The organism is Saccharothrix sp. 6-C, from assembly GCF_016695385.1.
Lineage (GTDB): Bacteria > Actinomycetota > Actinomycetes > Mycobacteriales > Pseudonocardiaceae > Actinosynnema > Actinosynnema texasense.
This window is the reverse complement of the sequence record NZ_CP064192.1, coordinates 6961393-6987208: the sequence shown is the minus strand read 5'-3', so window position 1 is coordinate 6987208 and position 25816 is coordinate 6961393. Positions and strand designations below refer to the sequence as shown.

At 72.2% G+C, this 25816-nt stretch carries 28 protein-coding genes; 25 read left to right on the top strand and 3 right to left on the bottom strand.

The features are described from left to right. Together IOD16_RS29680 and IOD16_RS29675 are read left to right on the top strand one after the other, a co-directional pair. The gene (locus IOD16_RS29680) at window positions 1-1197 is read left to right on the top strand and encodes a DUF6986 family protein (protein WP_201436980.1); all 1197 of its coding nucleotides are present in this window, start codon (window positions 1-3) and stop codon (window positions 1195-1197) included. Window positions 1198-1272: 75 nt separating this feature from the next. After that, a complete protein-coding gene (locus IOD16_RS29675; protein ID WP_148088949.1) occupies window positions 1273-1746 on the top strand; it encodes an Imm1 family immunity protein in 474 nt (157 codons plus the stop codon). Between the two features lie 68 nt (window positions 1747-1814). Here the strand turns inward: IOD16_RS29675 and pucL are convergent, their stop codons facing one another. Genes pucL through uraD form a run of 3 tightly spaced genes read right to left on the bottom strand, consistent with a single transcriptional unit; the run spans window position 1815 to window position 3502 of the window. Next, window positions 1815-2693: a factor-independent urate hydroxylase gene (pucL, locus tag IOD16_RS29670; protein ID WP_201436979.1), complete on the bottom strand. Its 879-nt coding sequence runs from the start codon at window positions 2691-2693 to the stop codon at window positions 1815-1817. A gap of 3 nt (window positions 2694-2696) precedes the next feature. After that, window positions 2697-3020: a hydroxyisourate hydrolase gene (locus IOD16_RS29665; protein ID WP_201436978.1), complete on the bottom strand. Its 324-nt coding sequence runs from the start codon at window positions 3018-3020 to the stop codon at window positions 2697-2699. After that, a complete protein-coding gene (gene uraD / locus IOD16_RS29660; RefSeq protein WP_236594463.1) occupies window positions 3017-3502 on the bottom strand; it encodes a 2-oxo-4-hydroxy-4-carboxy-5-ureidoimidazoline decarboxylase in 486 nt (161 codons plus the stop codon). Before uraD ends, IOD16_RS29665 begins: the two co-directional genes overlap by 4 nt. A gap of 229 nt (window positions 3503-3731) precedes the next feature. Here uraD and allB point away from each other — a divergent pair, with 229 nt between their 5' ends. From allB to IOD16_RS29545, 23 genes are all read left to right on the top strand, one after another. Next, window positions 3732-5054 carry an allantoinase AllB gene (gene allB, locus IOD16_RS29655; RefSeq protein ID WP_201436976.1) on the top strand — a complete coding sequence of 441 codons (1323 nt, stop codon included), beginning with the start codon at window positions 3732-3734 and terminating at the stop codon, window positions 5052-5054. Next, entirely contained in the window at window positions 5051-6049 is a 999-nt protein-coding gene (gene alc / locus IOD16_RS29650) for an allantoicase (RefSeq protein WP_201436975.1), read from the top strand. Before allB ends, alc begins: the two co-directional genes overlap by 4 nt. Before the next feature lie 124 nt (window positions 6050-6173). Beyond that, the gene (locus IOD16_RS29645) at window positions 6174-7700 is read left to right on the top strand and encodes an alpha/beta hydrolase (RefSeq protein WP_201436974.1); all 1527 of its coding nucleotides are present in this window, start codon (window positions 6174-6176) and stop codon (window positions 7698-7700) included. Window positions 7701-8051: 351 nt separating this feature from the next. Further along, the gene (locus IOD16_RS29640; RefSeq protein ID WP_123748385.1) at window positions 8052-9395 is read left to right on the top strand and encodes an ammonium transporter; all 1344 of its coding nucleotides are present in this window, start codon (window positions 8052-8054) and stop codon (window positions 9393-9395) included. Next, window positions 9392-9730 carry a P-II family nitrogen regulator gene (locus IOD16_RS29635; RefSeq protein WP_123745943.1) on the top strand — a complete coding sequence of 113 codons (339 nt, stop codon included), beginning with the start codon at window positions 9392-9394 and terminating at the stop codon, window positions 9728-9730. Before IOD16_RS29640 ends, IOD16_RS29635 begins: the two co-directional genes overlap by 4 nt. Before the next feature lie 30 nt (window positions 9731-9760). Then, entirely contained in the window at window positions 9761-12130 is a 2370-nt protein-coding gene (locus tag IOD16_RS29630) for a [protein-PII] uridylyltransferase (protein ID WP_123745944.1), read from the top strand. Between the two features lie 223 nt (window positions 12131-12353). After that, entirely contained in the window at window positions 12354-12896 is a 543-nt protein-coding gene (locus IOD16_RS29625) for an AAA family ATPase (RefSeq protein WP_236594462.1), read from the top strand. A gap of 55 nt (window positions 12897-12951) precedes the next feature. After that, the gene (gene ffh, locus IOD16_RS29620) at window positions 12952-14496 is read left to right on the top strand and encodes a signal recognition particle protein (protein ID WP_201436971.1); all 1545 of its coding nucleotides are present in this window, start codon (window positions 12952-12954) and stop codon (window positions 14494-14496) included. Further along, window positions 14493-15569: an amidohydrolase family protein gene (locus IOD16_RS29615; RefSeq protein ID WP_201436970.1), complete on the top strand. Its 1077-nt coding sequence runs from the start codon at window positions 14493-14495 to the stop codon at window positions 15567-15569. Before ffh ends, IOD16_RS29615 begins: the two co-directional genes overlap by 4 nt. 155 nt (window positions 15570-15724) lie before the next feature. Further along, window positions 15725-16435 carry a CPBP family intramembrane glutamic endopeptidase gene (locus tag IOD16_RS29610; protein WP_201436968.1) on the top strand — a complete coding sequence of 237 codons (711 nt, stop codon included), beginning with the start codon at window positions 15725-15727 and terminating at the stop codon, window positions 16433-16435. Window positions 16436-16444: 9 nt separating this feature from the next. Next, on the top strand, window positions 16445-17227 hold the full coding sequence (locus tag IOD16_RS29605) for a CPBP family intramembrane glutamic endopeptidase (protein ID WP_123745948.1): 783 nt from the start codon (window positions 16445-16447) through the stop codon (window positions 17225-17227). Beyond that, window positions 17224-17991, top strand: a complete 768-nt coding sequence (locus IOD16_RS29600; RefSeq protein WP_236594461.1) for a LamB/YcsF family protein — start codon at window positions 17224-17226, stop codon at window positions 17989-17991. Before IOD16_RS29605 ends, IOD16_RS29600 begins: the two co-directional genes overlap by 4 nt. A 152-nt stretch (window positions 17992-18143) precedes the next feature. Further along, on the top strand, window positions 18144-18596 hold the full coding sequence (gene rpsP, locus IOD16_RS29595; protein ID WP_123745950.1) for a 30S ribosomal protein S16: 453 nt from the start codon (window positions 18144-18146) through the stop codon (window positions 18594-18596). Further along, a complete protein-coding gene (locus IOD16_RS29590; protein WP_015104447.1) occupies window positions 18593-18832 on the top strand; it encodes an RNA-binding protein in 240 nt (79 codons plus the stop codon). The genes rpsP and IOD16_RS29590 overlap by 4 nt, the downstream gene beginning before the upstream one ends. 8 nt (window positions 18833-18840) lie before the next feature. After that, window positions 18841-19359: a ribosome maturation factor RimM gene (rimM, locus tag IOD16_RS29585; RefSeq protein WP_123745951.1), complete on the top strand. Its 519-nt coding sequence runs from the start codon at window positions 18841-18843 to the stop codon at window positions 19357-19359. After that, window positions 19349-20083: a tRNA (guanosine(37)-N1)-methyltransferase TrmD gene (gene trmD, locus IOD16_RS29580; RefSeq protein WP_201436966.1), complete on the top strand. Its 735-nt coding sequence runs from the start codon at window positions 19349-19351 to the stop codon at window positions 20081-20083. Before rimM ends, trmD begins: the two co-directional genes overlap by 11 nt. Window positions 20084-20260: 177 nt before the next feature. Then, window positions 20261-20620: a 50S ribosomal protein L19 gene (gene rplS, locus IOD16_RS29575; protein ID WP_123745953.1), complete on the top strand. Its 360-nt coding sequence runs from the start codon at window positions 20261-20263 to the stop codon at window positions 20618-20620. Window positions 20621-20654: 34 nt separating this feature from the next. Continuing rightward, a complete protein-coding gene (lepB, locus tag IOD16_RS29570) occupies window positions 20655-21557 on the top strand; it encodes a signal peptidase I (protein ID WP_123745954.1) in 903 nt (300 codons plus the stop codon). Window positions 21558-21573: 16 nt separating this feature from the next. Further along, window positions 21574-22476: a signal peptidase I gene (gene lepB, locus IOD16_RS29565; RefSeq protein WP_201436964.1), complete on the top strand. Its 903-nt coding sequence runs from the start codon at window positions 21574-21576 to the stop codon at window positions 22474-22476. A 9-nt stretch (window positions 22477-22485) separates the two neighbouring features. Beyond that, a complete protein-coding gene (locus IOD16_RS29560; protein WP_123745956.1) occupies window positions 22486-23280 on the top strand; it encodes a ribonuclease HII in 795 nt (264 codons plus the stop codon). Beyond that, the gene (locus IOD16_RS29555; protein ID WP_015104440.1) at window positions 23280-23603 is read left to right on the top strand and encodes a DUF2469 domain-containing protein; all 324 of its coding nucleotides are present in this window, start codon (window positions 23280-23282) and stop codon (window positions 23601-23603) included. The genes IOD16_RS29560 and IOD16_RS29555 overlap by 1 nt, the downstream gene beginning before the upstream one ends. Window positions 23604-23797: 194 nt before the next feature. Then, a complete protein-coding gene (locus IOD16_RS29550) occupies window positions 23798-24151 on the top strand; it encodes a YraN family protein (protein WP_123745957.1) in 354 nt (117 codons plus the stop codon). Further along, window positions 24151-25662 carry a YifB family Mg chelatase-like AAA ATPase gene (locus IOD16_RS29545; RefSeq protein WP_201436962.1) on the top strand — a complete coding sequence of 504 codons (1512 nt, stop codon included), beginning with the start codon at window positions 24151-24153 and terminating at the stop codon, window positions 25660-25662. The genes IOD16_RS29550 and IOD16_RS29545 overlap by 1 nt, the downstream gene beginning before the upstream one ends. The last annotated feature ends 154 nt before the right edge of the window (window positions 25663-25816 follow it).

Sequence of the window (25816 nt, the reverse complement as noted above, 5' to 3'; positions counted from 1 at the left end):
GTGCCGCGGACGTCGTTGTCGGCCGACGCGGTGCGGGCGGTCACCGCGCGGCTGTCCGATGTGGAGCTGCGCGCGCCGGCGGGCCGCCAGCCGGTGCACACCTGCTACGTGCCCGCCGACCGGGTGGGCCCGTCCACGCTCGACGACTGGGGCGCGCAAGCGCTTGCGGCACTGGACGGGCACGCGCCGGACGGCTTGGCCGGCGTGCTGGGCCTCGCGCCGGACCTGGCGGAGGTCGTGCACGGGCGGGTGCGGGCGAAGCTGGTCGGCGCGCCGGTGGAGGACCTGCGGGTCGACTTCGAGGACGGCTACGGCGTCCGGTCCGACGCGGAGGAGGACTCGGACGCCGAACGCACCGCGCTCGTGGTGCGGGACTGGCTGCGCGACGGCACGGCCCCGTCGCGGTTCGGCCTGCGGATGAAGTCCTTCGACACGAGGGCGTCGCGCGAGCGCGGCATCCGGACGCTGGACGTCTTCCTCACCGCGCTGGGTGAGGCGCCCGGGGGTTTCGTGATCACGTTCCCGAAGGTCACCTCGGTGGCCCAGGTGGAGGTGCTCGGCGACGTCCTCGACCTGTTCGGGCTGCCGCTGCGGTTCGAGATCCAGGTCGAGACGACCCGGTCGATCGTGGACGGCGAGGGCAGGCTGGCGCTGCCCCGGTTCATCGAGGCGGGCCGCGGCCGGGTCACCGGGCTGCACTTCGGCACGTACGACTACACGGCGGGCTGCGGCCTGGGCGCGGCGCACCAGCACCTGGCGCACGGGGCGTGCGACTTCGCCCGCAACGTCATGCAGGTGTCCGCGGCCGGCACCGGGGTCGCGCTGTCGGACGGGTCCACGAACGTGCTGCCGGTCGGCGACGACGTGCACGAGGGCTGGCGCACGCACTACCGGCTGGTGCGGCGGTCGTTGGCGCACGGCTTCTACCAGGGCTGGGACCTGCACCCGGCGCAGCTGGTGACCAGGTACGCGGCCGTGCACGCGTTCTACCTCGAAGGCGTGGACGCCGACGCGCGCCGGCTCAAGGCGTACGTGGACCGGGCCGGCGGCTCGGTGCTGGACGAGCCCGCGACCGCGCAGGCGTTGTCCACGTCGTTCCTCCGCGCCTTGGACTGCGGTGCCCTGGACGAGGACGAAATCCGCCGCGCGACGGGACTCACCGTGACCGATTTGCAGGCTCTAGCCAGAAGAGAGTGATCGTGGCATCGCTGGATGGGGTGATCCTCGAACCAGCGAAAAGCCGGATCACGCGATACCGGTCAGGGTGTGTCCATGACCATGCGGGCCGGGTTGTGGACCGGGCTGCCGGACCTGGAGCGGGCGGAGTTCCGCTACCAGGTGGTGGCGTGCGCGGCGGACGTGGACGTGCTCATCGCCGCCTTGGCGCGGCCCGAGTGCAATGACGGGATGCTGGAGCACTTCGGCCGGGCGCCCGACGCGGAGGGGGAGAGCGACCACAACCTGGTGCTCGCCGTCCGAGGCGCGTGGGGCTACCTCAACTACGTGGACGACGAGTTCACCGGCTGGCCGAAGGGCGAGCCGGACGCGCCGTACGTGGACGAGACCTACACCGACTTCCCGCCGGGCGTGGGCGTGCCGCTGACGACCTACCGGGAGGTCCTGCTGGAGTTCATGTTCACCGCGCGCCGGCCGACCGCCGTGGACTGGTACGAGGAAGCCGACCTGTTCCACGCCTGGCGGCTGCAACGCATGGCGCTGCACAAGAGCGACGGCGCCAAGAAGTGACGGCGCCCGAGGGGTGACGGCACCGGAGACGACCGTGCTCCCGGGTGGGGGAGCACGGTCGGACCCGCTCAGAACGCGGGCAGGGTGTACCAGGCGGACCCGGGGTCCTCGGCGTCGTCGCGCAGCACGGAACCCTCGATCAGCCCGTACGGCCGGTCGGCGGCGTAGAACACCTCGTTGTCGTTCTCCAGCCCGAATGGCGACAGGTCCACCGCGAAGTGGTGCTTGTTGGGCATCGACAGCCGCACCTCCGCCACCTCCTGCCGGGCCCGCAGCACCGCCTCGCCCATCGCGTACAGCGTCTGCTGCAACGACAGGCTGTGCTTCGCCGCGAACGTGGCCAGCAGCAGCCGCCGGATCTCGGTGAAGCTCTCCGCCCAGTCGATCCCTTCGCCCTGGTAGCGCCACCGCGCGGTCACCGAGGTGGCCAGGATCCGGTCGTGGGTCTCCTTCAACGTCGTGTACTCGTCGCGCGGGAAGCCGTGGAACTCCGAGCCGGTCGACTTGAGCACCACCACGTCCCGCACGCCCGACACCACCCACGCGCGGCCGCCCTCGACGGTCACGGCGGTCGTGCGCTTCTCGTCGCTGCCCCGCACGAACGAGTGGTCGTCGTCCTCGATGCGCTCCCAAGCGTGCTCGTCGACCAGCACGCGGGCGCCGGTGATCGCCTCCTGCGACGAGACGAAGTGCCGGCCCAGCCGTAGCGCGAAGTCCTCGATCTCGCCGACCGGCGCTTGCTTGGCGAAGGCGTAGACGGTGTTCTTCTGCGTGTCGGTCGCCAGCACCTTCGAGTTGTCGCCGGTCAGGTGGGTGTCGGTCAGGTCGCCGCGCAGGGAGGTGCTGACCGTGAGGTCCCTGATCGTGTGCACGGCGCCGTCGCGGGTCACCGTGACGAGGCGGTTCTCCGCTTTCCCGTACTGGTTGGGCCCCAGGACGATGGCCATCGGTCAGCTCCCTCGGTAGGTCGTGAAGGCGAACGGGCTCAACAGGATCGGCACGTGCAGGTGCGGCAGGTCGCCGGTGACCCGGAACGCGACGGTGATCTCCGGGTAGAACGGCGTGTCGACCTCGAACGTCAGCCGGTGCACGCCGGGGCTCAGCTCGCGGGCGAACCTCAGCCGGCCGTCGTCGTCGGTGACGCCCTCGGCCAGCACCCCGCCGTCGTGCTCCAACCGGACCGGCACGCCGACGCGCGGCCGGCCGGCCTCGGCGTCGAGCACGTGGGTGGACAGCGAAGTCGACCTCGGGTCCGCCTCACCGGTGGTGGTCATGCCAGCGCCTTCCTCAGTCGCAGTGCCGCGATCTTCGCCAGTTCCCGGCTCACCACGCGCAGTTCCGCGTCCGGCGGGTTGTCCATCCGGGCGGCGAGGTCGGCCAGGACGCGTTCGCCGCTCAGGCCGGTCGCGCACACCAGGTAGATGTGCCCGAACCGGTCCTCGTAGGCGGTGTTGGCGGCGAGCAGCCGGTCGGCGAGGGGCGCGGTGACGCCGGACTGCTCGTCGGCCGACCACTTCGCCGACACCCCGCCTCCCGCGGCCTTCTCCCCGATGCGCGGGTGGCTCGCGATGGCGGCGCGCACCTCGTCGTCCGTCAGGTCCGCGTGCCGGTCCGATGCGGCGACCAGCGCGTCCACGTCGGGGTAGGGGCGGTCGGCGAGCAGCGCGTCGACCCAGCGCGGCACGGCGAGGCAGTCGGTGAGCAGGGGGCGGAGCTCGGCCGCGGGCGCGGAGTTGAACCCTTCCAGATCGGGCACGCAGGCTCTCTTTTCTGTATCGCGGAATCCCATTTCCGCAAAGAGGGGACGCTACGAGCGCCCTCCGAACGTGTCAACAGTCTCGCGCCGCCGTCGAGGGCCCGCCTGCGGCGGGCGGCCACACCTCCGGCGGCAGAGGTGGTCGGGCTGCCGCCCGGCCGCGCCGGAACCGGTTCCTGCGACGTCTGGCCGGTCGCATCGCCGCCGACCGGCTGGGAGAGTGAAGCGCATGGATCTGGTGCTGCGCGCGGCCCGAGTGATCACCCCGGACGGCGAACGCCGTGCCGACGTCGGCGTCGCGGACGGTCGGATCGTCGCGGTGGCCGACCGCCTGGACGCCGCGACCGTCGTGACCCTCGCCGACGACGAAGTCCTCCTCCCCGGCCTGGTCGACACGCACGTGCACGTGAACGACCCCGGCCGCAGCGACTGGGAGGGCTTCGAGACCGCGACCAGGGCGGCGGCGGCCGGCGGCGTCACCACGATCGTCGACATGCCGCTCAACAGCCTGCCGCCGACGACCACGGTGGCCGCGCTGAAGGCCAAGCAGGAGGCGGCGCGGGACGAGGCGCACGTCGACGTCGGGTTCTGGGGCGGCATCGTGCCGACCAACCTGGACGACCTGGAGGAGCTGCACGACGCCGGCGTGTTCGGCTTCAAGTGCTTCCTGATCCACTCGGGCGTCGACGAGTTCCCGCACGTCACCGAGGACGAGCTGCGCGCGGCCCTGCTGCGGCTGCGCGCCCGCGACGCCCTGACGATCGTGCACGCCGAGGACCCGCACGAGGTCACCGAGCCCGGTCCCGGCTACCGCGCCTTCCTCGACTCCCGGCCGCACCGGGCCGAGCAGCACGCCATCACCACCGTGGTCGACCTGGCCAACGAGACGGGGGCCAGGCTGCACGTGCTGCACCTGTCCAGCGGCGAGGCCGTGCGGCAGGTGCGGATCGCCAAGGGACTCGGGCTGCGGCTGACCGCCGAGACGTGCCCGCACTACCTGACGTTCGTCGCGGAGGAGATCGGCGACACCGCCACGGAGTTCAAGTGCTGCCCGCCGATCCGCGACGCGGCCAACCGCGAGCAGCTGTGGCACGCGCTGCGCGAGGGCCTGATCGACCTCGTCGTCACGGACCACTCGCCGTGCACGCCGGAGCTGAAGCGGGGTGACTTCGCCACCGCGTGGGGCGGCATCGCGAGCCTTCAGCTGGGCCTGTCCGCGGTGTGGACCCAGGCCAGGCGACGCGGGCACGCGCTGACCGACGTGGTGCGGTGGATGGCGACGAACCCGGCCGACCTGGTCGGGCTGGGCGTCAAGGGCCGCATCGCGCCCGGCGCGGACGCCGACTTCTGCGTGTTCGCGCCGGACGACGCGTTCGTGGTGGACCGCGACGCGCTGCTGCACCGCAACCCCGTCACGCCCTACCACGGCCGTCCGCTGGCGGGCGTGGTGCGGCAGACGTGGCTGCGCGGTCGCCCGATCGACGACCGGCCGCGCGGCCGGTTGCTCCAGCGCCCCCGGCCGAGCCGGGGATCGGACGGAGGAGACGCATGACGGAAGTCCCCGGCTGGACCCGCCTGCCCGACCTGGCCTGCCGCGCGGTCGGCGGCAGCGTGGTGTGGGCCAACGACGAGTCCTTCGCCGAGCGCGAGAACCTCATCCGCAAACCCGAACCGGAGTACCGGACCTACACGTTCGGCCACAAGGGCCAGGTCTACGACGGGTGGGAGACGCGTCGCCGCCGGGAAGGCGGCGAGGACCGGGCGATCGTCCGGCTCGGCCTGCCGGGTGTGGTCAAGGGCGTCGTGGTCGACACCGCGTTCTTCAAGGGCAACTTCCCGCCGTTCGCGTCGGTCGAGGCGACCTCCGCCACCGGCCACCCGGCGCCCGACGAGCTGACCGGCTGGGAGACCGTGGTGCCGAAGTCGCCGCTCGGCGGCGACCGCAAGCACCACTTCGAGGTGTCCGCGCACCGCCGCTACACGCACGTCCGGCTCACCATCCACCCGGACGGCGGCGTGGCCCGGCTGCGCGTGCACGGCACGCCGGTGGCCGACCCCGAGCTGATCCTGCCGGACGCGCTCGACCTGGCGGCCCTGGAGAACGGCGCGTCGATCACGGGGTGCAGCAACATGTTCTACAGCGACCCGGGCAACCTCATCGCGCCCGGCCAGGCCACCGTCATGGGCGAGGGCTGGGAGACCGCGCGCCGGCGCGACGACGGCAACGACTGGGTGGAGGTCGAGCTGGCCGCGCCGGGCGTCATCCGGCTCGCGGAGCTGGACACCAGCCACTTCAAGGGCAACGCGCCGGGCTGGGCGTCGGTCCGGGGCCGCGACGCGCGCACCGGCGCGGAGTTCGACGTGCTGCCGCGCACCCGGCTCCAGCCCGACACCCGCCACCGCTTCCGCGTCGAGGGCGGCGCCGAGGCCACCCACGCGCGGCTCGACATCTACCCGGACGGCGGGATGGCACGACTGCGGCTGTTCGGCGGGTTGACCGCCGACGGCCTCAGGGTGATCACCCAGCGCTACCAGGACCTGCGCTGAGAGGTGTGAAAGTTGTCAGCCCTCGGGCTGATCATCGGTGCGACTCCAGTCGGATGTGGCGTGTCCGACCGCCCTGGAAGCCTGCGAACTCCCGATGGGGTGAACAGGAACTAGGGAGGAACCTGTGCGACCGGTCATCAGGGCGCTCGGCGGTGTCGCCACCGCGTTGGCGCTGGCAGTGGGCACGACCTCGGTGGCGTCGGCCGATCCGGCGCGAGCGGGCGGACCCGGGAGGATCGACTGGCGGCCGTGCCCGGAGCAGGCCGAGGTGGAGTGCGGCACGCTGAGCCTGCCGATCGACTGGGCGAAGCCGCGGGGCGAGAGGTTCGACCTCGCCGTGGCCCGCCGCAAGGCCACCGACCCGGCCGGGCGCATCGGCGTCCTGGTCGTCAACCCGGGCGGTCCGGGCGGCTCGGGCGTGAACTTCGCGCTGGGCGCGGACGGCTACTTCAGCCCGCAGGTGCGGCAGCGCTTCGACATCGTCGGCTTCGACCCGCGCGGGGTGGCCCGCAGCCAAGCCGTGCGGTGCTCGCTCGAGGTGCTGCGCGCGCAGCCGTCGACGCACCCGACCGACCAGCGGGAGTTCGACGCGCTCGCCGCGTACAACCGCGAGCTGGCCGCCGACTGCCGCGAGCGCAGCGGCCCGATCTACGACCACGCCGACACCGGCGCCGTGGTCCGGGACGTCGACGCGCTGCGCACGGCGCTCGGCGAGCGCCGGATCAACTACTACGGCCTGTCCTACGGCACGCTCATCGGCCAGCAGTACGCCGAGGAGTTCGGGCGGCACGTCCGCGCCATGGTGATCGACTCCAACATGGACCACAGCCTCGGCACGTGGCGGTTCAACGAGACCGAGGCCGCGACCGCCGAGGACTCGTTCCGCGAGTTCGTCGCGTGGTGCGACCGCACCGAGTCGTGCGCCCTGCACGGCCGGGACGTGGCGGCGGTCTGGGACGACCTGCTGGCCCGCGCCGACCGGGGCGAGGTCGCCGACCCGTTCGACCCGAGCCGCGAGGTGACCGCGGACGACATCATCGGCAGCGCGTTCAGCGCGTTCTACGGCCCGGACTGGCAGCAGCTCTCGGACTTCCTGGTCGAGCTCGGCGCGGGTGCGCCGGCGGAGGCCGCGTTCGCGGAGGAGACCGCGCGCAACCCGTTCCCGGCCGTGTTCTGCCAGGACTGGGCGATCCGGGTGAAGGACCACCGCCAGTTCGCCGCCCTGGTGGACCGCACCCGGCAGCTCGCGCCGCACATGCGGGGTTCGTCGCTCGGCCACCGCGCGACGGCGGGCTGCGTCGGTCTGCCGGAGCGGGTCAACAACCCCCAGCACCGGCTCGACGTCGAGCACGCGCCGAAGATCCTGATGCTCAACGCCCTGCACGACCCCGCCACCGGGTACGAGTGGGCCGTCAACGCCCACCGGCAGAGCCGCGACACCACGGTCCTGCTGACCTACGAGGGCTGGGGCCACGGCGTCTACGACCGCAGCGACTGCACGCGTGGCGCCACGGACGAGTACCTGGTCGACCTGAAGGCGCCGCGTCCCGGTGCGCGGTGCGCGGCCGTCGAGCCCGCGCCGCAGCCGGTCGCGTCGGCGTCCGCGAAGCCCGTCCCGGAAGGCCCGACCCCGGCCATCCCGGGCTGGTAGGCGCACCGCCGCGGGCCGCCTCCGCCACCCGGCGGGGGCGGCCCCGACCGGTCTGGCAGGCTCGGTCGCGACACGCCCGGTCCCGCGTCCGACCGCCGGTGACCCAGCGTCGTCGAGACCCTCCACGGGATCACACGAACCACCGCAAAGGCGAGTTGTGCTCGCACGGTCCGTCACCGCGAATTCCGCGGCGACCCGGCCTCCTCGCGGGTGGAACTGCCCGCTTCAAGCCCGTGAAACCTGCCCGTAACACCGGGGCCGGGACAGTTCACCTGCCGGAAACCTGAGGCGCAACCGCGTGAAACAGGGCATACCGATGCTCCCTGCAACCGACGTGCAGTGGAGGTCGACGTGGATACAGGGGACACCGCCTGGGTGCTCACCAGTGCCGCACTGGTGCTGTTGATGACGCCGGGACTTGCCTTCTTCTACGGGGGCATGGTCCGGTCGAAGAGTGTGCTCAACATGATGATGATGAGCCTGGGCGCAATCGCCGTGGTCGGTGTGCTCTGGGTGTTGGTCGGCTACTCGATGGCGTTCGGCACCGACGTCGGCGCCGGTCTGCTCGGTCAGCCGTTCGAGTTCTTCGGCCTCGACGGCCTGCTCGGCAAGGAGTCGTTGTCGGGGACCATCCCGACGACCGTCTTCGTCGCGTTCCAGGCGATGTTCGCCATCATCACGGTGGCGCTGATCTCCGGCGCGATCGCCGACCGGGCGCGCTTCGGGCCGTGGCTGCTGTTCGCCGGCCTGTGGGCCGTGCTCGTGTACTTCCCGGTCGCGCACTGGGTGTTCGACTTCGACGGCAAGGACGCCGACGGCAACGTCGTCGACGCGGGCGGCTGGATCGCCAACAAGCTGCTCGCCATCGACTTCGCGGGCGGCACCGCGGTCCACATCAACGCCGGCGCGGCGGGCCTCGCGCTGGCGCTCGTCCTCGGCAAGCGCGTCGGTTGGCCGAAGGACCGGATGAAGCCGCACAGCCTGCCGCTGGTCGTGCTGGGCGCCGGTCTGCTGTGGTTCGGCTGGTTCGGCTTCAACGCGGGCTCCGCCCTCGGCGCGAACGGCACCGCCGGCGTCACCTTCGTCAACACCCTGGTCGCCACCGCCGCCGCGATGCTCGGCTGGCTGCTCGTGGAACGCGTCCGCGACGGCAACGCCACCACGCTCGGCGCCGCGTCCGGCGTCGTCGCGGGCCTGGTCGCCATCACGCCGGCCTGCTCGTCGGTCACCCCGCTCGGCGCCATCGCGATCGGCGCGATCACCGGCGCCCTGTGCGCCCTGGCGGTCAGCCTGAAGTACCGCTTCGGCTTCGACGACTCGCTCGACGTGGTGGGCGTGCACCTGGTCGGCGGTCTGTCCGGCACCATCCTGATCGGCTTCTTCGCCAGCTCCTCCGCCCCGGCGGGTGTCGACGGCCTCTTCTACGGTGGCGGTCTGGACCAGCTGTGGCGGCAGGCCGTCGGCGCGCTGGCCGTGCTCGCGTACTCATTCGTGCTGAGCCTCGTGCTGGGCTACCTGGTCAAGATCACCGTCGGCTTCCGGGTCGACGAGGAGGCCGAGGTCGCCGGCATCGACGAGGCGGAGCACGCCGAGACCGCGTACGAGTTCGGCAGCGGCATCGGCGCCCGTGGCGGCAGCAAGCCCAGTGTCGCCGCCGGCGCCACTGCGGTCCTCGAGGGGAGCAACAAGTCATGAAGTTGGTCACCGCGATCATCAAGCCCTTCACGCTGGACGACGTGAAGGCGTCCCTGGAACAGCTGGGCGTGCTGGGCATGACCGTCAGCGAGGTCCAGGGGTACGGCAGGCAGAAGGGCCACACCGAGGTCTACCGCGGCGCCGAGTACGCCGTGGACTTCGTGCCCAAGCTGCGCATCGAGGTGCTGATCGACGACGCCGCCGTGGAGAAGGTCCTCGACGCCGTCGTGGAGGCCGCGCGCACCGGCAAGATCGGCGACGGGAAGGTCTGGGTGACGCCGGTCGACACCGTCATCCGCGTCCGCACCGGGGAGCGCGGCTCGGATGCCCTATAGGGATCCGAAGTAGGAATGGGAGACGGCCGTATGGACAACGCCGAGGCGGCCGTCGTCACGGCTGACGACCTGGTGCGAGCACGCGATCGGCTGCTCGCGCCAGGTCGGCGCCGTTTGACGGGGGAGTCGCTGCGCGAGGCGCTGGTGGACCTGCACGAGTTCTGGCTCACCGCGCACGCCTCGCAGTCGGGCGTCGGCGGACCGGGCAGCGGGGTCGCACTGGTCGCCGTGGGGGGTCTGGGCAGGCGGGAGCTGGTGCCCTATTCCGATCTCGACCTGCTCCTGGTGCACAACGGGCACAAGGGCGTGGACGGGATCGCCGAGAAGCTCTGGTACCCGCTGTGGAACTCCGGCATCGGCCTGGACCACTCGGTGCGCACGGTCGGCGAGGCGCTGCGCGTCGCCGCCGGCGACCTGCGCACCGCGCTGGGGCTGCTGGACATCCGCCACATCGCGGGCGACCAGGAGATCAGCCAGCGGCTGACCGACAGCGCCCGGCAGGCGTGGCGCACCGGGGTGCGCACGCGGCTGGACGAGATGGCCGAGTCGGCGTCGCGGCGCTGGGCGCGCAGCGGCGAGATCGCGCACCGCGTCGAGCCGGACCTCAAGCACGGCCGCGGCGGGCTGCGCGACGTGACGCTGCTCGACGCGTTGAGCGTGGCGCAGCTGACCGACCGGGCGTCCGCCGAGGTCAACGAGGCCCGCAAGCTGCTGCTGGACGTGCGCACCGAGCTGCGCCGGGTGGCGGGCAAGCCCCGGGACGTGCTCCGCGCGCAGGACGGCGACGAGGTCGCCACCGCGCTGGGCCTGCAGGACCGCTTCACGCTGGCCCGTTCGATGTCGTCCGCCGCGCGCACGATCGTCTACGCCGTGGACGTGGCCATGCGCACGGCGCGCGCCGCGGTGCCCAAGCGCGGACTGGGCGTGTTCGCCCGCTCCCCGCTCAGGCGCGCCCCGGCCAGGCGTCCGCTGGACGAGGGCGTCGTGCTGCACGGCTCCGAGGTGGCGTTGGCGCGGGACGCGATGCCCAGCCGCGACCCGGCCCTGCTGCTGCGCGTCGCCACGGCCGCCGCGCGCAGCAAGCACCCGATCGCCGCCGGCACGTTGGCGAAGCTCGCCGACTCGGCCCCGGAGCTGCGCCAACCGTGGCCGACGGAGGCCCGCGAGGAGCTGCTGGCCCTGCTCGGCACCGGCGCCGGCCTGATCGACGTGGTCGAGGCGCTGGACCGCACCGGCCTGTGGGGCAGGCTCTTCCCCGAGTGGGGCGCGGTGCGGGACCTGCCGCCGCGCGACGCCGCGCACACGTGGACCGTCGACCGCCACCTCGTGCAGGCCACCGCGCACGCGGCCCGCCTGGTGACCAGGGTGTCCCGCCCGGACCTGCTGCTGCTCGGCACGCTGGTGCACGACATCGGCAAGGGCAGGCAGGCCGACCACTCGGAGGTCGGCGCGGCGATCACCACGCAGATCGCCGAACGGCTCGGCCTGTGGCCGCAGGACGTGGCCACGCTCACCGCGCTGGTGCGCCACCACCTCCTGCTGCCGCACACGGCGACCCGCCGCGACGTGGAGGACGAGGCCACCGTGCGGCGCGTGGTGGACACCCTCGGCGGCGACCCGGTGCTGCTGGAACTGCTCTACGCGCTGGCCGAGGCCGACGCCGTGGCCACCGGGCCGGGCGTGTGGTCGGACTGGAAGGCGTCGCTGATCAGCGACCTGGTCGCGCGCTGCCGCACGGCGATGGCGGGCGACCCGCTGCCCGAGCCGGAGCCGTTGGACCAGCGCCAGCAGGACCTCGCGCGGGCCGTGCTGGCCAGCGGCAGGCCGGACGTGCTGATCGACCCGGGCGACCACGCCGCCACCGTCACGGTGGTCGCACCCGACCGGCCGGGGCTGCTGTCCCGCGCGGCGGGCGTGCTCGCCCTCAACTCCCTCGAAGTGCACGCCGCGACGCTCCGCTCGCACGGCGACCCGGCCTCCGGGGCGGCCGCCGTCGACGTGTTCACCGTGTCGCCCAGGTTCGGCTCCCTGCCGGACGTGACGCTGCTGCGCGAACAGCTCACCAGGGCGTTGGACGGCTCCCTCGCGCTGGCCGACAAGCTGGCCGCGAAGGAACGCGACTACGGCGGCCCGCCGCAGGACCCGCCGCCGCCGAAGGTGCTCTGGTTCGACGACGAGTCGACCGGCGCGGTGGTGCTGGAACTGCGCGCGGCGGACCGCATCGGGCTGCTGCACCACGTCGCGGGCGCGCTGGAGCAGTCCGGTGTGGACATCGTGTGGTCGCGGGTGTCCACGCTGGGCTCCACGGTGGTCGACTCGTTCGCGATCACCGCGCCCGACGGCATGGACGAGAACCGGCGCCGGCGCATCGAGCGGGCCGTGCTGCTGGCCGCGCGCTGAGGTTGCGTAGGTCTACGCACAACCGACCGAGGGTGCTCACGCTGCCGGTCGGCCCCCGTGCCGGGGCAAGCTTCTCCCGTGGCACGGGGGACCCGCGTGGCCCGGGGGGCGCCGGCGGGGTCGTCGCCACCGCGTGATCGGGAGCGGCCTGTCGAGGGGTTGGGCCGCTCCCGATCACGCCGGAACTCGTCGACGTCCGAAACGTCTCTTTAGTATGGATGCGATGACCGCTGTCGCCGTGAGGCCGCGCTCGCTGGTCGTGCTGGCCGGACTGCCGGGAGCGGGTAAGTCGACGCTGCTCGCCGCCGCCGACACGGACGGCGCGCCCGCCGTCGTGCTCGATTCCGACCAGGTGCGGACCAGCCTCCGCGCCTTCTTCCCGAAGTCCCTGCCGTACCGCTTCTACCGCCCGTTGGTGCACCTCGTGCACCGCGCCCGGATCGTGTGGTTCGCGATCACCACGAGCGGCCTGCTGCTCGTGCACGAGCCGTCCACCCGCCCGACCACCCGCGCCGGCCTGGTCGCCGTCGGTGTGCTCACCCGCCGGCCGCGGCACTTCCTGTGGCTGGACGCGAGCCCGGAGCAGGCGCTGTCGGGGCAGGTCGAGCGGGGCAGGCTGATCCGGTCGCGGTCGTTCGCCCGGCACGTGCGCCGCGCGGCCCGGCTGCGCACCCGCTTCGCCGAGGGCGTGCCGCCGCGCGGCTGGCAGGGCCTGACCCTGCTGACCCGTCGTGACCACCTGCGCCTGTCGGTGACGCCGGGGTGAACGGCTACCCTGAGTACGAGGAACCCACCGACGACGTGCGAGGTCTGGCGGCATCGTGTTCAACACCCTTTCCGACCGGCTCACCTCGGTCCTGCAGAACCTGCGGGGCAAGGGGCGGCTGTCCGAGGCCGACATCGACGCGACCGCGCGCGAGATCCGGGTCGCGCTGCTGGAGGCCGACGTCGCGCTGCCCGTGGTGCGCACGTTCATCGCGAAGGTCAAGGAGCGCGCCAAGGGCGCCGAGGTCAGCCAGGCCCTGAACCCGGCCCAGCAGGTCGTCAAGATCGTCAACGAGGAGCTGGTCGGCATCCTCGGCGGGGAGACCCGCAGGCTCGACCTGGCGAAGAACCCGCCCACCGTGATCATGCTCGCGGGTCTGCAGGGCGCCGGTAAGACCACCCTGGCGGGCAAGCTCGCCCGGTGGCTCAAGGCGCAGGGCCACACCCCGATGCTGGTGGCCTGCGACCTCCAGCGCCCCAACGCGGTGACCCAGCTGCAGGTGGTCGGCCAGCGGGCGGGCGTGCCCGTGTTCGCCCCCGAGCCCGGCAACGGCGTGGGCGACCCGGTCGACGTGGCCCGCAAGGGCATCGAGGAGGCCAAGCGGGCGCAGCACGACATCGTCGTGGTCGACACCGCGGGCCGCCTCGGCGTCGACGAGGAGATGATGCGCCAGGCCGTCGACATCCGCGCCGCCGTGCAGCCCGACGAGGTGCTGTTCGTGGTCGACGCGATGATCGGCCAGGACGCGGTGAACACCGCCACGGCGTTCCAGGACGGCGTCGGCTTCACCGGCGTGGTGCTCACCAAGCTCGACGGCGACGCCCGCGGTGGCGCCGCGCTCAGCGTCCGCGAGGTCACCGGCCAGCCCATCCTGTTCGCCTCGAACGGTGAGAAGCTCGAGGACTTCGACGTCTTCCACCCGGACCGGATGGCGAGCCGCATCCTGGGCATGGGCGACATGCTCACCCTCATCGAGCAGGCGGAACAGGCCTTCGACGCCGACCAGGCCGAGGCCGCCGCGGTCAAGATGGGCTCCGGCCAGCTCACGCTCGAGGACTTCCTGGAGCAGATGCTGGCCCTGCGCAAGATGGGCCCGATCGCGAACCTGCTCGGCATGCTGCCCGGCGCGGGCCAGATGAAGGACCAGCTGGCCAACCTGGACGAGAAGCACCTGGACCGGGTGCAGGCGATCATCCGCGGCATGACCCCCGCCGAGCGCGACGACCCGAAGATCATCAACGCGTCCCGCCGGCTGCGCATCGCCAACGGCTCGGGCGTCCGGGTCAGCGACGTGAACGACCTGGTCAACCGCTTCTTCGAAGCGCGCAAGATGATGAGCCAGATGGCCGGCCGCTTCGGCCTGCCGGGCGGCGGCAAGAACAACCGCAAGGGCAAGGGCAAGAAGGGGAAGAAGGGCAAGGGCCGCGGCCCCACGCCACCGAAGGTGCGCGGCGGGTTCCCCGGCATGCCCGGCATGATGCCCGGGATGCCCGGCATGCCGACCCAGGGCGGCGGCGGTCCCGCGCTGCCGCCGGGGCTGGGCGGCTTCGACCAGCTCCCACCCGGTTTCGACCCGTCGAAGCTGAAGTTCGACAAGTGAGCGGCCTGCACCTGCGGGGCGTGGTCCTCCCCGAGGGCGGCGACCCGCGGGACGTCTGGGTGGTCAACGGGCGGATCCGCACCAAGCCGGTGCCCGGCGCGACCACCGTCAGCAGCGGCGGGTACCTGGTGCCCGGCCTGGTCGACGCGCACTGCCACGTCGGCCTGGGCGCCAAGGGCGCGGTCGACCTGCCCGAGGCGGTGGACCAGGCGCTGGCCGACCGGCGGACGGGCACGCTGCTCATCCGCGACTGCGGCTCGCCGCTGGACACGCGACCGCTGCAGGAGCGCCTCGACCTGCCCCGCATCATCCGCGCGGGCAGGCACCTGGCCCGGCCCAAGCGGTACATCAAGTACCTGGGCGTGGAGATCGAGGACCCGGCCGACCTGCCGGCCGCGGTGGCCGAGCAGGTCGCCGCCGGCGACGGCTGGGTGAAGCTCGTCGGCGACTGGATCGACCGGGGGACCGGCGACCTCGCGCCCCTGTGGACCGAGGACGTGCTCACCGAGGCGATCAAGGTCGCGCACGAGAACAAGGCCAGGGTCACCGCGCACGTCTTCGGCGAGGACGCGCTGCCCGCGCTGCTCAACGCGGGCATCGACTGCATCGAGCACGGCACGGGCCTGACCGACGACACGATCGCGCAGATGGCCCGCAACGGGACCGCGCTGGTGCCCACGCTGATCAACATCGAGAACTTCCCGGCCATCGCGGCCGGCGCGGACAAGTACCCGGCCTACCAGGGCCACATGAGGCACCTGCACGAGCGCAACGCCGAGACCGTCGCGAAGGCGGTCGAGGCCGGCGTGCCGGTGTTCGCGGGCACCGACGCGGGTGGCGGCATCGAGCACGGCCGGATCGTGGACGAGATCAAGGCGCTGCACGGCGTCGGCCTGAGCACGACGCAGGCCTTGGGCGCCGCCTCCTGGGCCGCCCGCGAGTGGCTCGGCTTCCCGTCGCTGACCGAGGGCGCCGCCGCCGACGTCGTGGTCTACGAGGACGACCCGCGCGAGGACCTCGACGCCCTGCGGCACCCGAAGCTGGTCATGCTGCGCGGCCGGATCCACGCCTGACCTCGCGCGCACCGTCCCCCGGCGGTAGGAAATCCGTCACCGGGCCGGGTGACGAGGAGTTCTTCCGCCACCCGAGGTGAGCGCTGCGGCCGTCAGGGTGATCTTGAACGGCCTCGGGCAGCACTCCGCCCCACCGGACCACTACGTTCGGACGAGTGGAGGAACAGCGGGACCAGGACACCGGACGGGCGCACTGGGGCTTCCTCGCGTTCTTCACCGGGCTCGGCGGCTACCACCTCGCCATCCTGGTCTTCACCGCCGCGACGGCCGACCGCTTCGCCGAGGTGGACGTCACCGACCCGCCGGTGCTCGGCCCGCTCCTGCTGCTGGTCTTTCTGCCCAACGTCCTGCTCGGCCTCGGCCCCGTCGTCATCTCGTGGCGCCGCGGCGAAGGGCCCGGCAAGGACTTCGGCCTGGTGCCCACCCTCCGCGACCTGAAGGTGGGCGTGGCCGCCGGCGGCGCGGCGTTGCTGGCCGCGTGGCTCATCGGCGCCCTGCTGCTGCGCATCAACCCCGACCGGTCCGGGTCGCTGGACGAGATCGAGGCGCTCTCCGGCGGCCGCACGATCTGGCTGGCCGCCGCGGCGCTGTTCGTCTTCCTCGGCGCGCCGCTGACCGAGGAGCTGTTGACCAGGGGCGCGCTGTGGCAGGCGCTGGCCCACTACCGGATACCCAGGACCGCGATCCTGGCGCTGACCGCCATCGTCTTCGCGTTCCTGCACGAGGAGAGCTGGCGCGTGCTCGGCCTGTTCGCGCAGGGGCTCGCGATCGGCGCGGCCCGCATGATCACCGGCCGGGTGGCCTCCAGCGTGGTGGCGCACGCCACCAACAACCTGCTGCCCGCCGTCTACCTCTACACCGGCTGACTAGGGTGGATGGCTGTGACACGACCGGATGAACCGCCCCCAGGCCTGATCGCCAGCGTCCGCGCGGTCGGGCGCGAGCCGGAAGCGGTGCACGCCGGCCAGCGGTGGGGCTTCGGCGCGTTCCTGCTCGTCGAGGCCGTCTTCATCCTGAGCGCGGTGTTCATCACGGCGGTGGCCCGCACGTCCGGCATGGACCTCGGCTCCTCGGTGAGCTTCGTGCTGATCGGCTCCATGGTGCCGACGGTGCTGGCCGCGGCGGTCGCCGTCACCATCACCTACCTGCGCGGCAACGGCCCGTTCCAGGACCTCCGGCTGGCCTGGGACTGGGCGGACGTCAAGGTCGGGCTCAAGCTCGGCGCGCTCGGCCTGGTGCTCACCTACGTGGCCGCGGTGATCTGGTCGAAGGTGGTCGGCGACAAGAACGCCACCTCGGCGATCGGCGAGCTGGTCGACGGCGCGGGGCTGCCCCTCGGCGCCGCCGTGGCGATGTTCGTCTACGTGTGCTTCCTGGGCCCGGTGTGCGAGGAGGTGATCTACCGCGGCCTGCTGTGGGGCGCGATCGAGCGGCAGCGCTGGAGCCGGTGGGCCGCGTTCGTGCTGACCACGCTGATCTTCGCGGCCAGCCACCTCGAACCGCTGCGGACGTCGTTGCTCATCGTCATCGCGCTGCCCATCGGCATCGCCCGCCTCATCACCCGCCGGCTCACCGCGAGCGTGGTGGCACACGTGATCAACAACTTCCTGCCCGGCCTGACCCTCCTCCTCGTCTCCGTCGGGGTGATGCCCGCGTGAGCACCCGCGCGATCGACCTCAACAGCGACCTCGGCGAGGGCTTCGGCATCTGGCGCCTCGGCGACGACGAAGCCCTGCTCGACATCGTGACCAGCGCGAACGTGGCCTGCGGCTTCCACGCGGGCGACCCGTCGACCATGCGCCGGGTGTGCCGCCAGGCGGCGGACGCGGGCGTGGCGGTCGGCGCGCAGGTCTCCTACCGCGACCTGGCGGGCTTCGGCCGCCGGTTCATCGACGCGGACCCAGGGGAGCTGGCCGACGAGGTGCTCTACCAGATCGGAGCGCTGGACGCGTGCGCCAGGGCGGCGGGGACGTCGGTCGAGTACGTGAAGCCGCACGGCGCGCTCTACAACGCCACCGTGCACCACGACCGGCAGGCGCGGGCCGTCGTGGACGGCGTGAGGGCGTTCGGCGACCTGCCCGTGCTCGGGCTGCCCGGCTCGCGCCTGCTCCACCACGCCGAACGGGCGGGCCTGCGCCCGGTGCGGGAGGCGTTCGCCGACCGCGCGTACACGCCCGAGGCCACCCTGGTGCCGCGCAGCGCGCCGAACGCCGTCCTGACCAGCACGGAAGCCGTGCTGGCGCAGGTGCTCGGGCTCGCCGAACGCGGCGAGCTGGTCGCCGTGGACGGCACCTCGCTCAAGGTGGAGGTCGACTCCGTCTGCCTGCACGGCGACACGCCGGGCGCGGTCGAGCACGCGACGAAGATCCGCGCGGCGCTGGCCGACGCGGGGGTCCCCGTGGCCCGATTCGTCCCCCGGTAGAACTGTCTGGCAGAATGGTTGGTTGTTCGCCGAGGTCGGTCCCTCTCACCGTGCCATGGCGCCCCAGACATCTGGGCTTTCACCACCCGCGCCCCACTCGGGTGAGGACTGCCCGCACCTGAGCACACAGAGCACGAGGAGCACCCACACCCGTGGCCGTCAAGATCAAGCTTCAGCGGCTTGGCAAGATCCGTCAGCCGTACTACCGGATCGTCGTCGCCGACGCCCGCACCCGCCGCAACGGCAAGGCCATCGAGACGATCGGCAAGTACCACCCGAAGGAAGAGCCGTCGTTCATCGCGGTGGACAGCGACCGCGCGCAGTACTGGCTGGGTGTCGGCGCGCAGCCGACCGAGTCGGTGCAGCGCCTGCTGGAGATCACCGGTGACTGGCAGAAGTTCAAGGGCCTCCCGGGCGCCGAGGGCACGCTGAAGGTCAAGGAGCCCAAGACCAGCAAGGCGGACCTGTTCGCCGCCGCGCTGGCCGCCGCGGGCGACGCGCCGTCCACCGAGGCGACCACCCCGAAGAAGAAGTCGGCCAAGAAGGACGACGCCAAGAAGGCTGACGCCGAGGCCGCTCCCGAGGCTGCCAAGGACGAGGCGTGAGTTTGTTGGCTGACGCTCTCGAACACCTCGTTCGGGGCATCGTCGACCACCCGGACGACGTCCGGGTGAACCTGGTCACGACCCGACGTGGTCGCACGCTCGAGGTTCACGTCCACCCGGACGACCTCGGCAAGGTGATCGGCCGCAGCGGTCGCACCGCGACCGCCCTGCGCACCGTGATGGCCGGCATCGGTGGTCGTGGCGTGCGTGTCGACGTGGTCGACACCGACCGCTGAACGCGCACATGGACGTCGTCGTCGGCCGAGTGGCCAAGGCGCACGGGATCAGCGGCGAGCTCGCGGTCGACGTGCGCACGGACTCACCCGAGACCCGGTTCGCGCCGGGCTCGGTGCTGACCGCCAAACTGCGCGACGGCACTTCCCGCAACCTCACCGTCGCAGCCGCCCGGAACCACTCCGGGCGGCTGCTGGTGCGTTTCGAGGAAGTGCTGACCCGTGACGTCGCCGAGACGCTGCGGGGCACGGTGCTGCTCGGCAGCACCGAGGACCTGCCGCCGACCGGCGACCCGGACGAGTTCTACGACCACCAGCTCGAAGGGCTGGCCGCCGAGCTCGCGGACGGCACGCGGATCGGCACCGTGCTGGAGGTCGTGCACGGCCCGGGCGGTGAGCTGCTGGTCGTCAAGCGCGAGAACGGCGACGAGACCCTCATCCCGTTCGTGCGCGAGATCGTGCCCGCGGTGGACCTCGCGGGCGGGCGCGTCGTGCTGGACCCGCCCGAGGGCCTCCTCGATGCGGATTGACGTCGTCACGATCTTCCCGGAGTACCTGGACCCGCTGCGCGCCGCCCTGCTGGGCAAGGCGATCGACAAGGGCCTGATCAGCGTCGGCGTGCACGACCTGCGGGACTGGACGCACGACGTGCACAAGGCCGTCGACGACAGCCCGTACGGCGGCGGCCCCGGCATGGTGATGAAGCCGCAGGTGTGGGGCGAGGCGCTGGACGAGGTCGTCACCCCGGCCACCCGCCTGATCGTGCCGACGCCGGCCGGCCGGCCGTTCACCCAGCGGATGGCGCACGACCTGGCCGCGGAGGAGCACCTGGTGTTCGCCTGCGGCCGGTACGAGGGCATCGACCAGCGGGTGGTGGACGACGCGGCGCGCCGGACGCGCGTGGACGAGGTCTCCATCGGCGACTACGTGCTCGTCGGCGGCGAGGTGGCGGTGCTGGTGATGGTCGAGGCCGTCGTCCGCCTGCTGCCCGGCGTGCTGGGCAACCCCAAGTCGGCCGCCGAGGACTCGTTCTCCGACGGCCTGCTGGAGGGACCCAGCTACACCCGGCCCGAGGTGTGGCGCGACCTCGCCGTGCCGGAGGTGCTGCGCTCGGGCAACCACAGGGCGATCGACCGCTGGCGGCGCGACCAGTCGCTGCGCCGCACCCGCGACCGCCGTCCCGAACTGCTCGCCGCCCTGCCCGAAGGGGCGCTCGACAAGCACGACCGCAAGCTGCTCGAAGAGCTGGACTGAGCGTCGGACGAGGGGCGATTTCGTGCCACCGCCCCTCGTCTGGCACACTGGACAGGTTGCTGCACCCGGTTCAACTCATCCGGCGTGCGCTAGGCCCGCCCCCGCGCGTGTGTGATTCGAGTTCGGCCGCGCCCTGGGGGAGTACGCAATACACGTGAGGACGAGGACGGACCACCGATGAACACCCTGGACGCTCTTGACGCCCAGTCGCTGCGCTCCGACATCCCCAGCTTCCGGCCGGGCGACACGCTGAAGGTCCACGTCCGCGTCATCGAGGGCTCCCGTGAGCGGGTCCAGGTGTTCCAGGGCGTCGTGATCCGCCGGCAGAACGGCGGCATCCGCGAGACCTTCACCGTCCGCAAGGTCTCGTTCGGTGTCGGCGTCGAGCGCACCTTCCCGGTGCACTCCCCGAACATCGCCGAGATCGAGGTCGCCTCCCGCGGCGACGTCCGCCGGGCGAAGCTGTACTACCTGCGCGACCTGCGCGGCAAGGCCGCCAAGATCAAGGAGAAGCGCGAGGCACGCCCGGCCTCCTGACGCCGGGCACACGCGGAAGCAGTAGCCTGCCCACGTGGCAGATCCCGTGCACCGCTCCGCTGACGAAGACGGTCAGGATCCCGCAGTCGAGTCCTCCACGGATTCGACTGCGGGCGGCAAGTCGAAGAAGGACAAGAAGAAGCCCCCGCTCTGGCGCGAACTGCTCGTGCTCGGCGCCACGGCCCTCGTCCTCACCATCCTGATCCAGACGTTCCTGGCGCGGGTGTACGTGATCCCGTCGCAGTCGATGGAGCAGACGCTCCACGGCTGCCCCGGGTGCAACAACGACCGGGTGCTGGTCGACAAGCTGGTCTACGACTTCACCGACATCGAGCCGGGTGAGGTCGTGGTCTTCCGCGGCCCCGAGACGTGGGGCAACAACGACTTCAACTCCGGCCGGTCGGACAACCCGATCGTGGCCGGCATCCAGTCGGTGGCCTCGCTGGTCGGCCTCGCGCCGCCGGACGAGCGCGACTTCGTGAAGCGGGTCATCGCGGTCGGCGGGCAGACCGTCGAGTGCTGCGACGACCAGCACCGCGTGAAGGTCGACGGCAAGCCGCTGGACGAGCCGTACATCTACTGGCAGCCCGGCACGTCACCCGAGAACCACGACCCGTTCGAGCCGGTGAAGGTCCCCGAAGGACACCTTTGGGTGATGGGTGACAACCGCACGAACTCCACCGACTCCCGCAAGCAGGGCGGCGGCGGTCTGGCGGGCACCGTGCCGGAGGACAACGTCATCGGCAAGGCTCGGGTCATCGTGCTGCCGCCGTCGCGCTGGCAGGGCATCGGCGACCACAACCCGCAGGCCCTCGCGCTGGGCGCACCCGCGTGGCAGGGCGCCATCCCGGCGGGCGCCGGCCTGGCCGCGGCGTGGCCGCTGGTGTTCTTCGGCCGCAAGGTCCGCAGGCGGTTGACCAGGGCCACACAGCCCTGATCGGTACGCTGACCCGGTGGTGGACGTCGCATCGTCCCGGGGATCCTCCGACGAGGGGGAACCGGAGCACGAGGAAAAGGTCGAGCAGTGGCGCGCCCGCGCGCGCAAAACGGCCAAGCGCAAGGGGTCGTTCTGGAAAGAGCTGCCGATCCTGATCGGCGTCGCGGTGGTGCTCGCGGTGCTGATCCAGTCGTTCCTGGCGAAGGTCTACATGATCCCGTCGGAGTCGATGGAGCAGACGCTGCACGGCTGCTCCGGCGGCTGCTTCGGCGACCGGGTGCTGGTCGACAAGCTCGTCTACGACTTCACCGACGTCGAACCGGGCGAGGTCGTGGTCTTCCACGGGCCCGACACCTGGATCAACCAGGACTTCGTGGCGGCCGAGCCGACGAACCCGGTGGTCAAGGCGGTGCAGGGGCTCGGCTCGCTGATGGGGTTCCCGGCGGCGAACGAGGAGGACTTCGTCAAGCGGGTGATCGCGGTCGGCGGGCAGACCGTGCAGTGCTGCGACGACCGCAACCGGGTGATGGTCGACGGCAAGCCGCTGGACGAGCCGTACGTGTACTGGGCGCCGGGCCGCAGCACCGTGCAGGAGTCGTTCGCCGAGCTGAAGATCCCCGAGGGCTACCTGTTCGTGCTGGGTGACAACCGCAACGACTCGTGCGACTCGCGGTGCCAGGGCGACGGCCGCGAGGGCGGTCTCGTGCCGGTGGGCAACGTGGTGGGCAAGGTGCGGGTGATCGTGCTGCCGCCGGCGCGCTGGCAGGGCGTCGGGGACCACAACCCGCAGGTCGTGGCCATCGGGGCGCCCCCGTGGCAGGACGCACTGCCCGCCGGGGTCGGCTTCGCGGCGGCGTGGCCGGTGCTGCTGCTGGGCAAGCGAGTGAGGTCGCGGTTCCGGGGTTCGCGGCTGAGATAGGGTCGTGGGGTGATCCGCAAGCCGCCCCGCGTCCAGGTTCGGCAGACCGCGGGCATCTGGGCCTTCGAGGCCGCGTTGGACCGCCGCGGGTTCGGCCCGGTGGCCGGCGTGGACGAGGCCGGTCGCGGCGCCTGCGCGGGCCCGCTCGTCGTGGCGTCGTGCGTGCTCAAGCCGGGTGACGCGGCGAAGTTCGAGGGGCTCACCGACTCGAAGCTGCTCACCGCCGCCGCGCGGGACCGGATGTACGACCTGGTGCTCAAGCGGGCGCGGGACTACGCGGTCATCGTGATCCCGGCCGCCGAGGTCGACCTGATCGGCGTGCACGTGGCGAACATCGAGGGCATGCGGCGGGCGGTCGCGCAGCTGGACGCGCACCCCGGGTACGTGCTGACGGACGGTTTCCCGGTGCCCGGTCTCACGGCGCCGAACATGCCGGTGGTCAAAGGCGACCGGGTGGCCGCGTGCGTCGCGGCGGCGTCCGTGCTGGCCAAGGTCACGCGGGACCGGATCATGACCGGTCTGCACGAGGAGCTGCCCGTCTACGGGTTCGACGTGCACAAGGGCTACAGCACCCCCGAGCACTCGGCGGCGCTGGTGGAGCACGGCCCGAGCGCGCAACACCGCTGGTCGTATGCGAACGTGGCCGCCGCGGCGCTGCGGCACGGGGTGGAAGCGCCGCACCGGGTGGCGCGCGGCGTGATCGGGGCCGCCGTGGTCCAGAATGGGACAACCCCGCAGACCAGCGGTGGCAGGCTCGCGACGAGGAGGGGCGCGGATTCGATGATTACCCGCGCGGAGGCGTAATGAGTGCAGAGGATCTCGAGAAGTACGAGACCGAGATGGAGTTGTCGCTGTACAAGGAGTACCGCGACATCGTCAGCCAGTTCTCGTTCGTCGTGGAGACCGAGCGGCGGTTCTACCTGGCCAACTCGGTGGACGTGCAGGTCCGCAACGCGGACGGCGAGGTCTACTTCGAGGTGCGGATGTCCGACGCGTGGGTGTGGGACATGTACCGCCCCGCCCGGTTCGTGAAGAACGTCCGCGTCATCACCTTCAAGGACGTCAACGTCGAGGAGCTGGACAAACCCGACCTCAGGCTGCCTGAGGACGGTCCGTTCAACTCCTGATACCCGCAAAGTCGCAGGGGCCCGCCCGTGAGGGTGGGCCCCTTTGCGTCTGCCGGCCCTTACCACGCGATACCGACATCTCCGTCGTCGCCATCCACAGCCCCTGGAGTTGTCCACAACCGACGAACTGCCCATCGCCCGCTCCCCGCCGCCCCGGCAAGGTCGAACCAGGACCGATTCCGGAGGAGTGGGACATGAACACGGCGACCGACCTGGGCAGGCGTGGCGAGGACGCGGCGTGCCGGTACCTGGAGCACCAGGGCCTGTCGATCCTGGCGCGCAACTGGCGGTGCGGCGAAGGGGAACTCGACGTCATAGCCACCGACGGCGCGCGGCTGGTGGTGGTCGAGGTGAAGTGCCGTTCGGGCACCACCAGGGGCACGCCGCTGGAAGCCGTGACGCCGGACAAGCTGGAGCGGGTCCGGAAGTCGGCCCTGCGCTGGCTGAGCGCCCACCGCATCGGGCGCGTGGAGATCCGGTTCGACGTGATCGCGATCGAGTGGCCGCCCGAGGGCAAGGTCCACCTGCACCACCTGCGGGGTGTGTGATGGCGCTCGCGCGAACGTGGTCGGTGGCGTTGTTCGGGGTGGACGGCGTGCCGGTGGAGATCGAGGCCGACGTCGGCGTGGGCACGGTGAAGACCCAGCTCCTCGGCCTGCCGGACGCCGCCCTGCACGAGTCGAAGGACCGCGTGAAGGCGGCCGTGCGCAACAGCGGGCACGACTGGCCGTCCCAGCGGGTGACGCTGGGCCTGTCCCCGGCCACGCTGCCCAAGAACGGCTCCGGCTACGACCTGGCCATCGCGTGCGTCGTGCTGGCCGCCGCGAAGGCCATCCCGGGTGAACGCCTGGCCGACACCGTCCTGCTGGGCGAGCTGGCCCTGGACGGCCGGGTCCGCGCCGTCCGCGGGGTCCTGCCCGCCCTGCTGGCCGCCAGGCGGTCGGGCCTGACCGAGGCCGTGGTCCCGGTGGACGCCCTCCCCGAAGCCGCCCTGGTGGACGGCATGACCGTGCACGGCGCCACCACGCTGACCGACGTCCTGGCCTGGCTGGCGGGGGAGCGGACCCTGCACCACACCACCCCGCCCGCCGTCGCCCCACCACCGGACGGCCCGGACCTGGCGGACGTGATCGGCCAGCCGGAGGCGCGGTGGGCCCTCGAAGTCGCCGCCGCCGGCGGTCACCACATCCTGCTGACCGGGCCGCCGGGCACCGGCAAGACCATGCTGGCCCAACGCCTGGCGGGCCTCCTGCCGCCGTTGTCGCCGGCGGAGGCCCTCGGTGTCACGGCGGTGCACTCCATCGCGGGGTTGCTCAGCCCGGAGACCCCGCTGGTCGCCACGCCGCCGTTCGTCTCGCTGCACCACTCCACGTCGACGGTGGCGCTGATCGGTGGCGGCACCGGGATGGCGAAGCCGGGTGCGATGAGCCGGGCCCACCGGGGCGTGCTGTTCCTGGACGAGGCGAGGGAGTTCGGCACGGCGAAGCTGGAGGCGCTGCGCACGGCGTTGGAGGAGGGCGAGGTGCGGTTGGCGCGGCGTGACGGCATCGCCCGCTACCCGGCCAGGTTCCAGCTGGTGATGGCCACCAACCCGTGCCCCTGCGCGCCGCCGAAGGACATCGACTGCGTCTGCCTGCCCGCCGCGCGGAGGCGCTACCAGAGCAAGCTCTCCGGCCCTCTGCTGGACCGCGTGGACCTGAGGGTCGTGATGCGCCCCCTGACCGCCATGAGCAACGCGGAGATCACCTCACCGGAACCGACCGCCACCGTCCGCGAGCGGGTCCACAAAGCCAGGACGAGGGCCACCGAACGCTGGGCCGCCCACGGCTGGCTGACCAACGCCGAGGTCCCCGGCCCCGTCCTCCGCCGTGACTACGCCCTGCCTCGCCACACGACCTCCGTCCTGGACCGGGCACTGACCACCGGAGCGCTGACCGGCCGCGGCGCGGACAGGTGCCTGCGCGTCGCCTGGACCCTGGCCGACCTGGCCGAAGTCGACCAACCCACCGCCGACCACGTCGCAGCCGCCCTGGAATTCCGAGAGCGCAGGAAGTCATGACCGAACCGCCGACCTCCACCCCGCCCGCCTCCACCCTGACCCCAGCCGCCTCCACCCTCACTCCCGCCATCTCCGCCCCGGCCCCGACCACACCCGAACCGACCCCCACCGCCGTCGATCCCACCGCCGTCACCCCAGCCGCCGCTCCGACCGC

Excerpts from the sequence above, each read along its gene's own strand:
- pucL (WP_201436979.1), bottom strand. The coding sequence starts at position 2,693 with ATGGCCATCGTCCTGGGGCCCAACCAGTACGGGAAAGCGGAGAACCGC.
- rimM (WP_123745951.1), top strand. The coding sequence starts at position 18,841 with ATGGACGTCGTCGTCGGCCGAGTGGCCAAGGCGCACGGGATCAGCGGC.
- IOD16_RS29550 (WP_123745957.1), top strand. The coding sequence starts at position 23,798 with ATGAACACGGCGACCGACCTGGGCAGGCGTGGCGAGGACGCGGCGTGC.
- IOD16_RS29605 (WP_123745948.1), top strand. The coding sequence starts at position 16,445 with ATGGCTGTGACACGACCGGATGAACCGCCCCCAGGCCTGATCGCCAGC.
- IOD16_RS29630 (WP_123745944.1), top strand. The coding sequence starts at position 9,761 with ATGGACAACGCCGAGGCGGCCGTCGTCACGGCTGACGACCTGGTGCGA.
- IOD16_RS29675 (WP_148088949.1), top strand. The coding sequence starts at position 1,273 with ATGACCATGCGGGCCGGGTTGTGGACCGGGCTGCCGGACCTGGAGCGG.
- rplS (WP_123745953.1), top strand. The coding sequence starts at position 20,261 with ATGAACACCCTGGACGCTCTTGACGCCCAGTCGCTGCGCTCCGACATC.
- IOD16_RS29635 (WP_123745943.1), top strand. The coding sequence starts at position 9,392 with ATGAAGTTGGTCACCGCGATCATCAAGCCCTTCACGCTGGACGACGTG.
- IOD16_RS29625 (WP_236594462.1), top strand. The coding sequence starts at position 12,354 with ATGACCGCTGTCGCCGTGAGGCCGCGCTCGCTGGTCGTGCTGGCCGGA.
- alc (WP_201436975.1), top strand. The coding sequence starts at position 5,051 with ATGACGGAAGTCCCCGGCTGGACCCGCCTGCCCGACCTGGCCTGCCGC.
- IOD16_RS29665 (WP_201436978.1), bottom strand. The coding sequence starts at position 3,020 with ATGACCACCACCGGTGAGGCGGACCCGAGGTCGACTTCGCTGTCCACC.
- allB (WP_201436976.1), top strand. The coding sequence starts at position 3,732 with ATGGATCTGGTGCTGCGCGCGGCCCGAGTGATCACCCCGGACGGCGAA.
- IOD16_RS29555 (WP_015104440.1), top strand. The coding sequence starts at position 23,280 with ATGAGTGCAGAGGATCTCGAGAAGTACGAGACCGAGATGGAGTTGTCG.
- IOD16_RS29545 (WP_201436962.1), top strand. The coding sequence starts at position 24,151 with ATGGCGCTCGCGCGAACGTGGTCGGTGGCGTTGTTCGGGGTGGACGGC.
- trmD (WP_201436966.1), top strand. The coding sequence starts at position 19,349 with ATGCGGATTGACGTCGTCACGATCTTCCCGGAGTACCTGGACCCGCTG.